The following is a 13,354-nucleotide window of genomic DNA, read 5'->3' on the forward strand; positions in this document are numbered from 1 at the left end:
AGTTGCTAATTTTAAAGGAGTATTGCAGCATTTTTAACTTCTTTTTAACATATAGAATAGCCATATATCGTTAAGTTGGGTTTCTAAATAATGAATTGAGTCGCCGTTATTATGGAGTTGAAGATGAGAAAAAATTTTGGGACTATTTTAGTCATTTTCTTTATTAGCTTTTTTGCTTCTATTTCAATAGCAAACACCCAAGATGACCTTTTAAATTATGAAAAAAATACTGTAGAAGTTTTTCAAAAATTTTCTTCCAAAGTTGTTTCAGTTCACAGATTAGCGACAGTGCAACATGCCTATACAAAAATGCATGTTCCTGCTGGCGCTGGTTCGGGCATCATCTGGGATAATCAAGGGCATATTGTTACTAATTATCATGTAATTAAAGGCGCTGATGATCTTGCAGTCACAATAGGCAATGTTACCGTCCCAGCAAAAGTAATAGGTGCTGAACCACGTAAAGATCTTGCTGTTTTAGCTATATCTTCAGCGAAGGCGTTAAATTTATTAAAAAATTTCACTCCTTTTGAAATTATTCATAGTCGTGATTTATTAGTCGGTCAGAAGGTTATAGCTATTGGTAATCCTTTTGGACTTGATCATAGCTTAACTATTGGTGTGATTTCTGCTTTAGGCCGACAAGTACCAGGTGCTGGTGGTGTTACTATTCGTGAAATGATTCAAACGGATGCCTCTATTAATCCTGGAAATTCAGGTGGGCCACTACTTGATAGCAAGGGACGCTTAATTGGACTTAACACAGCCATTTATTCTAATTCAGGTTCATCAGCAGGTATTGGTTTTGCTGTTCCTTCTGATGATGTTGAACGTATTGTTCCTCAATTAATAAAACATGGCCGCGTCATTTTAGCAGGTATTGGTATTCGACGTGTTGAGCCTAGTATTGCAAAACACTTTGGTATTAAGAAGGGCATTTTAGTATTAGATGTATTACCGCATTCACCTGCAGCTGCAGCTGGATTACGGGGTACTTTTCGAGATGTCGATGGCAGAATACACTTAGGTGATATTATTACCGCAGTAAATGGCCACCCAATTCCTAATTACGATACTTTTTATAATTTACTTACCGATATCAAAGTAGGTGAAGAAATTACAATAACCGTTGAACGTGGCGGAAGACATATCAATCATAAATTAAAAACCATTGATATTGCCAGCTATTAATCTACTTCTATCCATTAAAAGAGAAAGCAAAGGTAAGTTGGGCTAAGCAAACGTAGCAACTGTCTTGAATTTTAATTCAAGACAGTTGCTACGTGTGATAACTTATTAAGTCATGCAAATATCGCTTAGGCGCCATACAATTGTTGATAGTGCTGAAGCTGTTTTAATTCTTCACTTAATTGCTTGCTCTCTAAATAAGTTATTAAATCATGTACATTGATAATCGATAGAACCTGAATTCCTTGTTTCCGTATTTCACTTATTGCCGATTGCTCTGTTAAGCCACGCTCACAGCGATCAAGCGCAATAATTACAGTTGTTAGAGAGCCGCCATTTTCTTGAATTAAAATCTGTGCTTCTCGAAAGGCAGTTCCTGCTGTGATGACGTCATCAATAATAATCGTGTCCCCAGTTAAGGGCGCGCCAATAAGTATTCCACCTTCACCATGATCTTTTGCCTCTTTGCGATTAAAGGTTACTGTAGCATTGATACCATAATCTGCTAAAGCAATGCTTGTAGCAGTCGCTAAAGGTAAACCTTTATAAGCAGGGCCAAACAAGTGTGAGCAATTTATATTATGTTCAACAAGTGTTTTCGCATAGAATTGACCAAGTTTTTTTAAAGCTTGCCCATGATAAAATAAACCAGCATTAAAGAAATAAGGACTCTGGCGGCCAGATTTTAGGGTAAAATTACCAAATTTCAATACGTTATAGCTTAAGGCAAGTTCAATAAAGGCCTCTTTCGTATAATTTTGAGACGTTTGTACTTGATTAATCAAAATAAAATTTCTCCTAAGTTATAAAAATTCTTAACAATCAACAAAAAAGTGCTATGCTAATCTTAATGCTAGTAATTTTTAGCATTGTTAGGTATTTATTTTAAATTGAATTTTCTCCTAATTAGAGCTATTAATAAAGGAGTAGTTTAAATTTAGCTGTTAAATACTTAGTGGTTAGATTTTCGATTACAAGCTTCAGACGAAAGGGGATAGCGAATGTCGCAAAGAGAGACTGGCCATGTTAAATGGTTCAATGAAAAAAAGGGATTTGGATTTATTGTCAATCAGAATGGTGATGATATCTTCATTCATTACAAAGATATTAATGGCACGGGCTTTAAAACGCTGCATGAGAACGATCTCGTTTCTTATATCGTTGATAAAGGACCAAAAGGATATAAAGCTCAAGATGTTACCGTTATTCGTGAATAATTAGAGCTATTAATAAATTATTGCCTTTAGAAAAGATAAATAATCTAGATTGTTCACTTAGGTTGTTAGAGCTTTCTATTTGCTAAATTCTTGCTAATGAAGCATGAATAAATAATTATTCGCCGAAATAAATAATAAGGCATCATTCATTACAGTAAGCCAGCTGGCTTAGATTAAGCTGGTCTACCTGTTTTTTAGAAATCACTTGGTTTTGTATTCGGTATACATGATAATGTACAAAACAGCTAAGAATAGTTTCAAATTTAAGAGTTCTAGTCATGTTATATTCGACCTTAGCAATTACCAGTAGGAGCAGCATTGATGAAAACTGCTAGACGTGTAGCTGTTATTACTGGCGCAGCAAATGGTATTGGTTTGGCATTGACTCAACATTGCCTACAAAGAGGTATGGATGTAGTAATGGCTGATAACGATATAGCGACTTTATGTGATCGTGTTGAGCAATTAAGTGGTCAGAATGAAGCAGAAATTTTTGGTGTAACTTGTGATGTAACAAAACCTGAAAATCTTAAACATCTAGCAAAACAAACTATTGAGCGATTTAATCGAGTTGATTGGTTATTTAATAATGCTGGAATCTGTGGACATCCTGAGCCTGTATGGGAGCTTACTAACGAACACATTCGTAAAGTAATGGATGTTAATCTTTATGGCATCATTTATTCTATACAAGCTTTTCTACCTATTATGTTCAATCAAACGCATCGCTCACATATTATTAATATGTCTAGCTTTTATGGGTTGTGTAGTGGTTCGCAAATGGCAGCTTATGCTATGTCAAAGCATGCGCTAGTTGCTCTTTCTGAATCTCTTTATTTTGATTTAAAGCGTCTAGATAAACCTGTAGATGTTTCTGTTGTTTGTCCTTCTTTTACGAATACGCAATTATTAGTTAATTCAACACCTCTAAATAATAATAAGCTGCATGAAATGCTAAAAGATTTAATTGAGCGAAGCAGACCAGCAGAGGATGTTGCTCAATACATTCTTTATGAATTAGAGAAAAATACTTTTTATATCTTACCTGACAAGGAAGTAAAAGAATATTGTAAACAAAGAGTAGAGGCAATAATTAATCAAACAGAGCCACACCAACATAGTATTGAAAAACTAATTGCCTCTTTAAGTGAACGCGCTCTCAGATTTAACTCGCTCATTATATGAGCTAATAGTTAAATGTTTTATCGTCTAATTAACTTAAAATAATAGAACAATGCATTTATTAAGTAGTCGATCTTTTTTACCCTTATTCCTAACCCAATTTTTTGGAGCATTCAATGATAATGCTTTTAAATTAGCGATGCTAACGTTAATTAGCTATCATTTAAGTTCCTCACAAGCTAATTCTGAGCATTATCAATCAGTTGCTGCTATTTTATTTACCTTACCTTTCTTTTTCTTTTCGGCTATCGCGGGTCAATTAGCAGATACTTATGATAAAGCATTTCTAACTCGGATTATTAAATTTGTTGAAGTGGTTTTAATGATCATAGGTAGTATTGCTCTGGTAAAGGGTAGTATTCCTTTTATGTTACTTACATTAGCTGGGCTTGGTATTCATTCTACTTTTTTTGGGCCAATTAAATATGCCATATTGCCTGACCATCTACCCAGGTCACAATTACTAAGTGCAACAGGTTTCATCGAAGCGAGTACATTTTTAGCAATTCTTACAGGTACTATTCTAGGTACTTTATCAATAGGAAATAAAAACCATGTTGGTTATGCTATTTTGTTGATTAATGCAGCTTCTTTAAGTGGACTTATAGCTAGCTTCTTCATTCTTCCAGCACCACCTGCGCAGTTAAATTTAACCAAAATAGATTTAAATATTTGGCATTCTACCATTAAGATTTTTAAAAAAGTGTTAAATAATAAGCGGATTTATCCCGCCGTATTACTCATTTCTTGGTTTTGGCTAATAGGTGCTGTTGTATTAACAAAATTACCCGATTACACCCATTATATCTTGCGTGCTGATACTACAGTTCTTGCTATGTTTTTAGGAATATTTTCAATTGGTATCGCAGCAGGATCTCTCGCTATTACTAAACTTTTAGCAGGTCAGATTACACTGCGATATGTGCCAGTAGCCATGTTGTTTCTATCAATTTTTGCTCTAGATCTGTATTTGGCATCTCCTCCGAGAAGACCCAGTTTACCTTTAATTAATTTATTACAATTTCTTATGGTTTTGCAGCATTGGCGAATTACTATTGATTTTTTCCTTTTTTCATTTTGTGGAGGCTTATTTGTCGTACCTTTATACACGTACTTACAGGTAATAAGTGCAGAAAGCCAACGGGCGCAAACCATTGCAGCAAATAACATTTATAATGCTTTAGCAATGGTTTTAGGCGGTTTTGTGGTCATGGTCATGCTAAAACTTAATTTTCTGATTAAAGATGTATTTTTAGCTATTGCATTAGCTAATATTATTGTCACTGTTGTGTTAAATCGGCTTTATAAGGTTAGTCATTTAACCAATCTTTAGCAGGCAAAAAATCTGTATAAAGTTTTGCTTCGGGGCTTCCTTTTTCTGGCTGCCAGTTGTAAATCCAGTTTACCTCAGGTGGGAGTGACATTAGTATGGATTCTGTTCGACCTCCTGATTGTAAACCAAACAATGTTCCACGATCATAAATTAAATTAAACTCAACATAGCGGCCACGACGATATAATTGAAACGCTTTTTCCTTCTCACCATATGGTAAATCTTTGCGTTTTCTTACTATAGGCTCATAGGCTTGTATAAAATGATCGCCAACACTTTGCATAAAAGCAAAACTATGTTCAAAACTCACCTCATTAAAATCATCAAAAAATAAGCCACCAATTCCTCGTGCCTCTTGTCGATGTTTTAAGAAAAAATAATCATCACACCATTTTTTGAAGGTAGTATAAAGATGCTCGCCAAAAGGTAAGCACGCTTGTCTAGCAATATAATGCCAGTGTCGACAATCTTCATAGAATCCATAATAAGGAGTTAGATCAAAACCACCACCAAACCACCATATAGGTGGTAAGTCAGCTCTCTCGGCAACAAAAAAGCGAATATTGGCATGAGCAGTAGGTACATAAGGATTTTCTGGATGTACTACAATAGATACTCCTAGGGCATTAAATGAGCGGCCAGCAAGTTCAGAGCGTAATGCGCTGGCGCTAGGTGGCAATTGCTGGCCCGAAACATGGGAAAAATTAACGCCTGCTTTAGCAAATAAATTACCGTTTTCTAAAATACGAGTAATTCCTCCACCTCCTAGTTCTCTGGCCCAAATATCCTTATGAAACGTTTTACCATCCAGTTCGCTTAATGTTGAACAGAGCGTTTGTTGAAGTTTAAGTAAATAATCTTTAATTAAGAAAATGGCATTATCAGGTAAAAGAAAATTACTCACACAAAAGCTCTTAATAAGGAAATTGGCTCATAATACTATATTCTGTCTAAAAAAATTAGGTCATTTGAACTTATTGTAATTTTTTATTATATTCTTCATAAAAATGAATGCTCTCCTTCATTTTAAACTTAATAAATTTATGTATTTGGCTTAGTTAAATTATCATCATAATTAATTTGAGTTAAAGGATAATAAGAACGATTCAGGTCGATTAATCAAGTTAGTTACAATAAATTATTGTTTATAGCTGCTGTTGTTTGAAATGTCTCATCTTCTACTTCTTTTTTCTCTGCTTTAGTAAATAATGTCCGTACTCTGCTTCCTTTTTTATAAAAATCAATTTGCTTCTCTCTGCCTTTTTTTAATTCGAGAGCTTTTTTATGACCACTTTCATCGCTATTAATGATATTGATTGCTTTTTTAAAAATGGAAGAATTATTTAAGAAGGGCTCTGACTGTTCAATTCCTTCAATAACTAAATTAAAAATGGAAAATAGGATTTCCACTGGTAAAAGACTGAAATAGTTTTTATGGGTCTCTTCTGGTTCATATTTGCATGAATAATGTTGTCTCCTTGCTTGTGCTAGTAATATAGAGAAAACAACAACATCTCTTCGGAGTTGTATATTTTCATTTACTTCTAATTGAATGCTAATTCTAAGCTCACGTTTAACATTTTTTACTGATAGGTAAAGAGAGGTTAAATGTTTATTTTTTTTCAAAGCCAAATATATAAGCTCGGCACCCTGGCTGTCAAATTTATTACCATTTAGATTAACAGACATTAAGCTTTTATTAATTTCAAGCATTTTTGCAAAGTGTTGAATACCTGTATTACTAATTCTATTATCCGAGATATTTAAAGTGCGCAGCGATTGATTAGTTTGTAAATATTCAGAGATTAATGAAATACCTTTATCTGAAAGCAGCGTACCACTTAGGTTTAGATTTATTAATGATTTATTAACTCTTATTATTTTTGCTAAAATTTCTTCATCATCAGGGGAAATGGTATTGTTGTGTAGATTAAGACATTCTAAGGTTGAGTTGTTTAGGAGTGCCTTAAAAAGAAGCTGTTTATTGGTATTATTTGCGCTAATTTGAGTGCTACTTAAGTTTAATATTTTTATTGTTTGATTATTTTCAAGCCATTGAGCGATGAGATTCGCATGGCGGCCAATTTCAATTCCTGCAAGAGATAATATTTTTAATGATTTATTTAAAAGTAATGCATTAAGTAACTGTAAGATGTCAGCTCTTCCATTCATAAACAAAAGATTGTCCATTTTTAATTCAACTATCGAACTAGATGACTTTATGAACTCTGCTAAGGATTGAACTGCTTCTGCTCTTAAATAAAGCTTGCCGGAAGATAAATTTATTGAGGATAAAGTATTAGTGTTGAGAATTGCATTAAGTATAATTGCTAGCTCATTGTCTCTAAAAAGATGATTGCTAATATCTAAAATTCTAAGGGTTTTATTTGATCGGATAAAAGCAGCAATATAGGGCGCCATACTTATAGTAATATTGCATCCTGATAAAATTAATTCTTTCAAATAATTCATGCGAGGCAAAGCAGTGCTTAAGTATTTGATCCCGTTTTCATGAAAATATGAATCACTTAAATCTAAATGATTTAAGTTTTCTAAAGTTTCAATCGATTGAACTATTAGAGGAAAAAACTCTTCAAAATCTTCCGGCGTTCCTGTATCAAATTCTGTATTTCTAATTGAGAGAGATACAACACTCTTTTTATTTTCAAGTGCTTTTATCACTGTAAAAAGTTTATCAATGCTAATTTTTACATTTATTAATTGTAGCTGGGTTATAACTTGACTTATTCTGAGTGCTTGGCTCAATTCGTTAATTTGTTGTAAATCCAGAGAAGTGCGATGAATTTTAACTATAGATATTTCATCAGAACTGATGCTTTTAATTAATAAATTGAATTTTTTAGGATCCATATATAATGGATTTAGTCTAAGTAAGCGCAATAGATTATCATAGCCTCTAATTATTGAATAGAATTTTTGTTGCGAAGGTGTCAGTAGAGTTCCTTCTAATTGGCTAACTGAAACATCGAAATGGCATAGCGATTGCATCTAGAAATTTAAAGTGACCATTGGAGAGCACATCGTGTTTGATTTAGATGGTTATTCCTATAAATATGACAATTTAAATCAGTTAGACACGCCAACATCTTCTTCTAATGAAAAAGAAACAGCTTTTTTACCTTGTATTGATAAGACTTGGGCTTTATTAACATGGTATCATCTTAACTATGTTATTCCAGATTTCAGTAAACGGCTTACTTCCACTTTTCAATCTAATCAAATACTCCAAGCATCAGCTTTAGTAGGGCGTAAAGTAATTATTGCTTCTAATTATTTATTAATTGATAAAGAAACTTCCTGCCGTATACTTGTTGAAGTCATTACCAAAGTTAATAAAGCTATTGTTTACATTTACGATTGTACTGACAGATTAATACGTAAACTTTTGTTAGATGAACAGCCGGCAGGTTTTTTAGAATTTGAATGGGATCTATTAAATCATCAAGGGTTACGCATCCCGGCTGGTAAATATTCAATACATGTTATTGGTTCTATCGCCAGTAGGAAAATTGAGCTTAAGACATTAATTATTGCTAATGTTAATGGTGTAAATTTAGGCCAAAAAATAGGTGAAGTTAAGTTAAGTGTTGCAGGTATCGGCGAAGTTGCTTTAGAGCAAGTCGAATTTATTTCTAATTAAATAAGCAATTGAAATTAATTAATTTTATTAAGTAAGCCTTAAAGTCTAAAAAAAATTAAGCTAGTATAAGCAAACTTTAAATAGCAGTGAGCGTTCATGGCAGAGCCGATAATCAATTGCCCAAGTTGCAAAAATGAAGTCAAATTGACTGAATCTTTAGCAGCACCTTTAGTGGAGTCAATAAAGAAACAATATCAATTAGAGCTCGCAGAAAAAGATTTGGAAATTGCTGCAAGGGAAGAATTTTATAAAAAAAAAGAAGTAGAGTTAAAAGAGGCACAAAGAAGATTAAATGAGAAAATAGAAGCCCAGGTTCAAGAGCAACTGCAAAAAGAGCGCTTAAATATAGCAGCTGAAGAAGCTAAAAAAGCTAAATATGCTTTGGGGAATGAATTAGAAAATAAGTCTAAAGAATTAGGTGAGCTAAAGGCTATTTTAGCAATGCGCGAAGAAAAACTAGCCGCAGCACAAAAAGCACAAGCAGAACTGCTAAAACAACAGCGAGAACTTGAAGATGCTAAGCGCGAGATGGATTTAACAATAGAAAGAAGTATTCAAGAAGGCTTAGCTGAAATTCGAGCAAAAGCAAAGCGCGAAGCAGAAGATGCACTACAACTTAAAGTTCAAGAAAAAGAAGAAACCATTCAAGCTATGCAAAAACAAATAGAGCAATTAAAGCAAAAGGCTGAACAAGGCTCGCAACAATTACAAGGGGAGGTGCAAGAATTACTCTTAGAAAGAATGCTCCAAACAAAATTTCCTACTGATATTATTGAGCCCGTACCAAAGGGTGAGTTTGGTGGTGATATCTTGCAGCGTGTTTTTGCTTTAGGCGGCCAATGTTGCGGTACTATTCTTTGGGAGTCAAAACGAACAAAGCATTGGAATGAGCATTGGCTAGCAAAATTACGTGATGATCAACGAGCAGCTAAAGCTGAAATTTGTGTCATAGTAAGTCAAGCCTTACCTCTGCATGTTGAAACTTTTGAGCAGCTAGAAGGCGTCTGGGTAACTCATCCAAGAGCAGCATTTCCTGTTGCTATGGTCTTAAGGCAAACACTTCTAGAAGTTGCAATGGTCCGTAAAACATCTGAAGGCCAACAAACGAAAACAGAACTTGTCTATCAATATTTAACAGGGTCACGTTTTAGACAACGTGTTGAAGCGATTGTTGAATCTTTTTCTGCTATGCAATCTGATTTGGAAAAAGAACGCAAAGTTATTCTTAAGCAATGGGCAAAGCGTCATGAGCAAATTGAACGCGTTATGCAGGCAACGGTAGGTATGTATGGTGATCTGCAGGGGATTGCTGGCAAGTCACTGCAAGAGATTGCAGGTCTCGAATTTGCTGCTTTAGAGACAGATACTTTAGAAGAAGTAATTATCTAATTTAAAGACTTTATAACTATTTCTTAAATGTATAAAAAATTGCTAAATCCTTCTATAGCGTCATGAATTATAGCGATTTTTTTAAGTTTGATTTGTCTGCGTTACAGTCTAGAAAAATAAGCATTATCTAATACTACGCTTGAATAAATAGGTTTTTTTATAACATCTAACAAACAAGGATTATTATCTAGACTTGAAGAGTATACAAAAATATCAGTATTACTGCGATGCTTATCAAGGTATTGTTTATCAGACTGCGATTTTGAATTATAATCACCATCAATTAGAAACGCAGAGTAGGCAGGCCCAAGAAGGGAATGCACGCGGTTATGCCCAAAACCTAAATAACAGAGATAAGGTTGGTTATTGTGCTCTTTTTTAATTATCTGGACAGCGCTTTGATCAAAGCGTTCCTCTCGTTCTTTCAAATAATCATCCCAATCTTGTTTTGTTGGGCATTTAATGTAGTAAGGATCAGGATGGGTGTTTTTTCTAGCATCGTTGCTATCTAAGCCAACAATCCTAATTCCAGCTTTGTGTGCTTCATAAATCACATCAGAATAAGTCTCTCTATTTCCTGCATTTATTTGCAATTGAGATGGGGGATGTTCCGACGATAATGAGGCATTATATATATCTAATAATTCTTGCTGCTCAACCTGAGAAAACTCCCAGAAAAGTGTCATTACTCCAAGTTTCCTAAAGTATGGAAAATTTGCAATCAAGAAGTCTTTAGGGAACTTATGGCCATGATTTTCATAAATGAAAATTCCTGGCGCTCCTTGAGACTGATTGGGTTTTATAATATTAGAAAATCCTTTTGTTAATTGATTTTTTATATCCTGTTCTTTACTTAAAGATTTAGAAAAGATACTCAATGAAGAGACTTTTATATTGTCAATACTCATAATGTAAACCTTCTTGATTATCCAAACATATAATCAATCCATACTATGGATATTATTTTATGTTTAGTGAAAATAAGCGCTTTAAATTGGCTCTATGATTAAGAGCCGTTTGTAAGTCCTGAACACTGGTGTTGGAATGTGGATTATATCGTTTAGCGCTTTCTTATAAATAATACCGCACCAACCTCGATAACAGTGTCCAGGCAGCGCATTAATAATTTAGCTTTTGTTTCTTCAATTAATAAAGATAGTTTTTTAGATGAATTATTAGAGTTTTGGTTAATTTTTACTAGATACTCGAAAAGGTAAGTACAAATTTCTGATGTGCTACTTAGGGATAAAATTTGGTTGAATTTAGACATTTTTGTATTACCTGTATTTTAATGACTTTAGTTTCGTATTTTTTTGCTAAATAGTTAAAACATCAAACATCAGGGTGTGACCTCGCATTAATGTAAGAATATTTCTGAGCGCTCTCTTTCTATGGTCAATTTAAAATCAAGAGGCTCTTTTTATTTTCAATTAATTCACGTATGATTCATTTTTTAAATTATCCCAAGTGAATAGAATTAAGGTGAAAGTATGCAATCCAAATTCGAGAAGTTTAATGAATTACCACCAGAACTTAAAATTGAAACCGCTCAAAATTTTTTATCAAACCGTGATTTAGTAAACTTAGCTCAGACATCAAAATATCATTTGGCTTTGTTTAAACCTGTGATTGATGTTCGTAAATTATTGCATCATGTGACACGCGGGGAACATGATGTGGTTAAAGCGATGTTAAAGCAGGATATAAGTTTAATGTTTAAAAGGGGCAAAGTAACGGATTGTTCTGGGCGAGAATTTGAGAACATAAGTAGCTTTGAATATGCACTGTGGGCTCTGGATAAACACATGTGGACAAAAATGATTGCCTGCGTACCTCAGAATGAGGAAGGCAGAAAAGTATTCGCACAATTGATTGCTCAATACAACAAAGTCAACACGGACGGAGTCACTTATAGGCTTAATGGGAAAACAAGCACTGAAAAGCATTTTGATTTCGAAAATACCATCATTAAAGAGCTGCAAACGCAAGTGGATTCGATAAACGCGCCAGAGGATAAGGATTGGGATACCATTGATAATCAGTGGCGAGAAGGTGTTGGTGGTGCACAAAAGCTGCTACCTATGCATGTTGTTGATGAGTACTGCTCTAATGAGCCGTTTTATCCTGTGCCTCAGTTTACCTCACAGCCAAAATCATCGAAACAATTTTATAATTGGGCTACTGGCAAGGATGAAAATTGGTTTAGTGTTGATTCTAAGTTGGCGGTTGATTTTGCAGTGTATAAGGCCCGTGTGGGGGCGGGCGCGCGCGGGGCTCGCGGTGCGGCCCGCGCCGCGTGTTGATTTGGATGCCATGACGGCATTATGTAAAGTAAGAACAAACGATTTTATCGATCTCAAATCGCAACTTGAAGACCAGATGACGCTAAATAATCATCACCAAGTGTCTCAGATTTGACCGAATTGACATCATGTCGATGAAGAAGCCTGGCGGCGTACGCCGCCACATGCTCATCCCAGCATGAGTCCAAAAACCATAAAAGCACGTCCTGGTATAACCAGTGTGCTGCTATTCTCACCCACCACATACACCATCGATGCAAGTAACTGATGATGCGCCGGGAGAAACCCCATCTTTGATCATCCATTTAACTTGCTCGCGCGCTTTGCGCAATGTTCTTGCATGAGGAACAATGTGTGTTTGCAAAAGAGGCTGCTTTTCGGGTTGCCAAATTGTCTCTACCCCCCCCAGTTTAGATTGATTTTGCTCAACTTGCTCCGTGTTAGAAACATTTACAACAGCCCGTGTCATTGTGGTGTTATCCAAAGGTTGCGTCTTTGGATATTGGATGCCTAAAAAATGGAAGCCCTTATCAATTGGCCCAATACGCGTTTTTTTACCGGACAAGCGCAGGCGCCTTTCTTGTAATACCTCCATTAGATGCTGCTTACAGCGATTGAGACTGCGCTTAGTTTGGCACAGGATAAGAATGTCATCCTGATATCTAAAGTAAGCCACATCCATTTCATTGAATGCATCATCGAGTGGTTTTAAATAAAGGCCACTAAAAAATTGGGATAAAGGTCCGCGTAACGCAATGCCTGTATCTGGATTCTTATAACCTCTTGGTGTTTCAATTGGATTGACTATAATGCGTTCCAACATCAAATTCAGTTTAGGATCATCGTAATGCGCCTGAATATCCTTGACTAATTGATGATGTGATATGGATTTGTAATATGATTTAATATCCGCGCGAATAAGGTACTTTGGCCTCTTCTCTTCCAGAACTTTTTTCACTTGCTCCGTTGCATACTTTACCCCGCTTGGACCATCAAGGTGATAACAATTAGGGTTCATGACAAAAGGAAATGTGGGTTTTAATTGGTGGAGCAAACATGTTGTAGAATACGGTCGGAAAGA

At 35.0% G+C, this 13,354-nt stretch carries 11 protein-coding genes and 1 pseudogene; 7 read left to right on the plus strand and 5 right to left on the minus strand.

The genetic code is table 11. The annotated features are described in order from the left end of the window. Positions 1-111: 111 nt before the first annotated feature. Positions 112-1,191, plus strand: coding sequence for a S1C family serine protease (locus tag ACQUW5_RS10745; protein ID WP_444991250.1), 1,080 nt, complete (start codon positions 112-114; stop codon positions 1,189-1,191). 125 nt (positions 1,192-1,316) lie between these two features. On the opposite strand, the gene pyrE is transcribed toward ACQUW5_RS10745, so the two are convergent. After that, positions 1,317-1,970: an orotate phosphoribosyltransferase gene (pyrE, locus tag ACQUW5_RS10750; RefSeq protein ID WP_444991315.1), complete on the minus strand. Its 654-nt coding sequence runs from the start codon at positions 1,968-1,970 to the stop codon at positions 1,317-1,319. Between the two features lie 219 nt (positions 1,971-2,189). On the opposite strand from pyrE, the gene ACQUW5_RS10755 reads away from it, so the two are divergent. The 3 genes from ACQUW5_RS10755 to ACQUW5_RS10765 all read left to right on the plus strand — a co-directional run bounded on the left by ACQUW5_RS10755 (position 2,190) and on the right by ACQUW5_RS10765 (position 4,920). Then, entirely contained in the window at positions 2,190-2,405 is a 216-nt protein-coding gene (locus ACQUW5_RS10755) for a cold-shock protein (protein ID WP_444991251.1), read from the plus strand. Between the two features lie 321 nt (positions 2,406-2,726). After that, a complete protein-coding gene (locus ACQUW5_RS10760) occupies positions 2,727-3,590 on the plus strand; it encodes an SDR family NAD(P)-dependent oxidoreductase (protein ID WP_444991252.1) in 864 nt (287 codons plus the stop codon). A gap of 49 nt (positions 3,591-3,639) precedes the next feature. Beyond that, positions 3,640-4,920: an MFS transporter gene (locus ACQUW5_RS10765; protein WP_444991253.1), complete on the plus strand. Its 1,281-nt coding sequence runs from the start codon at positions 3,640-3,642 to the stop codon at positions 4,918-4,920. On the opposite strand, the gene hemF is transcribed toward ACQUW5_RS10765, so the two are convergent. Both hemF and ACQUW5_RS10775 read right to left on the minus strand, forming a co-directional pair. Continuing rightward, a complete protein-coding gene (gene hemF / locus ACQUW5_RS10770) occupies positions 4,898-5,824 on the minus strand; it encodes an oxygen-dependent coproporphyrinogen oxidase (protein WP_444991254.1) in 927 nt (308 codons plus the stop codon). The genes ACQUW5_RS10765 and hemF overlap by 23 nt on opposite strands. A gap of 224 nt (positions 5,825-6,048) precedes the next feature. Continuing rightward, the gene (locus ACQUW5_RS10775) at positions 6,049-7,791 is read right to left on the minus strand and encodes a leucine-rich repeat domain-containing protein (RefSeq protein ID WP_444991255.1); all 1,743 of its coding nucleotides are present in this window, start codon (positions 7,789-7,791) and stop codon (positions 6,049-6,051) included. 172 nt (positions 7,792-7,963) lie between these two features. On the opposite strand from ACQUW5_RS10775, the gene ACQUW5_RS10780 reads away from it, so the two are divergent. Continuing rightward, the gene (locus tag ACQUW5_RS10780) at positions 7,964-8,581 is read left to right on the plus strand and encodes an FLgD tudor-like domain-containing protein (protein WP_444991256.1); all 618 of its coding nucleotides are present in this window, start codon (positions 7,964-7,966) and stop codon (positions 8,579-8,581) included. A 96-nt stretch (positions 8,582-8,677) separates the two neighbouring features. After that, the gene (locus ACQUW5_RS10785) at positions 8,678-9,970 is read left to right on the plus strand and encodes a DUF2130 domain-containing protein (RefSeq protein ID WP_444991257.1); all 1,293 of its coding nucleotides are present in this window, start codon (positions 8,678-8,680) and stop codon (positions 9,968-9,970) included. 101 nt (positions 9,971-10,071) lie between these two features. On the opposite strand, the gene ACQUW5_RS10790 is transcribed toward ACQUW5_RS10785, so the two are convergent. Then, positions 10,072-10,878, minus strand: coding sequence for a TraB/GumN family protein (locus ACQUW5_RS10790; RefSeq protein ID WP_444991258.1), 807 nt, complete (start codon positions 10,876-10,878; stop codon positions 10,072-10,074). 582 nt (positions 10,879-11,460) lie between these two features. Here ACQUW5_RS10790 and ACQUW5_RS10795 point away from each other — a divergent pair. Then, positions 11,461-12,388, plus strand: a pseudogene (locus ACQUW5_RS10795) (Dot/Icm T4SS effector CpeA-related protein). 117 nt (positions 12,389-12,505) lie between these two features. On the opposite strand, the gene ACQUW5_RS10800 reads toward ACQUW5_RS10795, so the two are convergent. After that, positions 12,506-13,291 carry a reverse transcriptase domain-containing protein gene (locus tag ACQUW5_RS10800; RefSeq protein WP_444991259.1) on the minus strand — a complete coding sequence of 262 codons (786 nt, stop codon included), beginning with the start codon at positions 13,289-13,291 and terminating at the stop codon, positions 12,506-12,508. Between the last annotated feature and the right edge of the window lie 63 nt (positions 13,292-13,354).

The sequence above is a fragment of the Legionella pelazae genome (assembly GCF_052527395.1).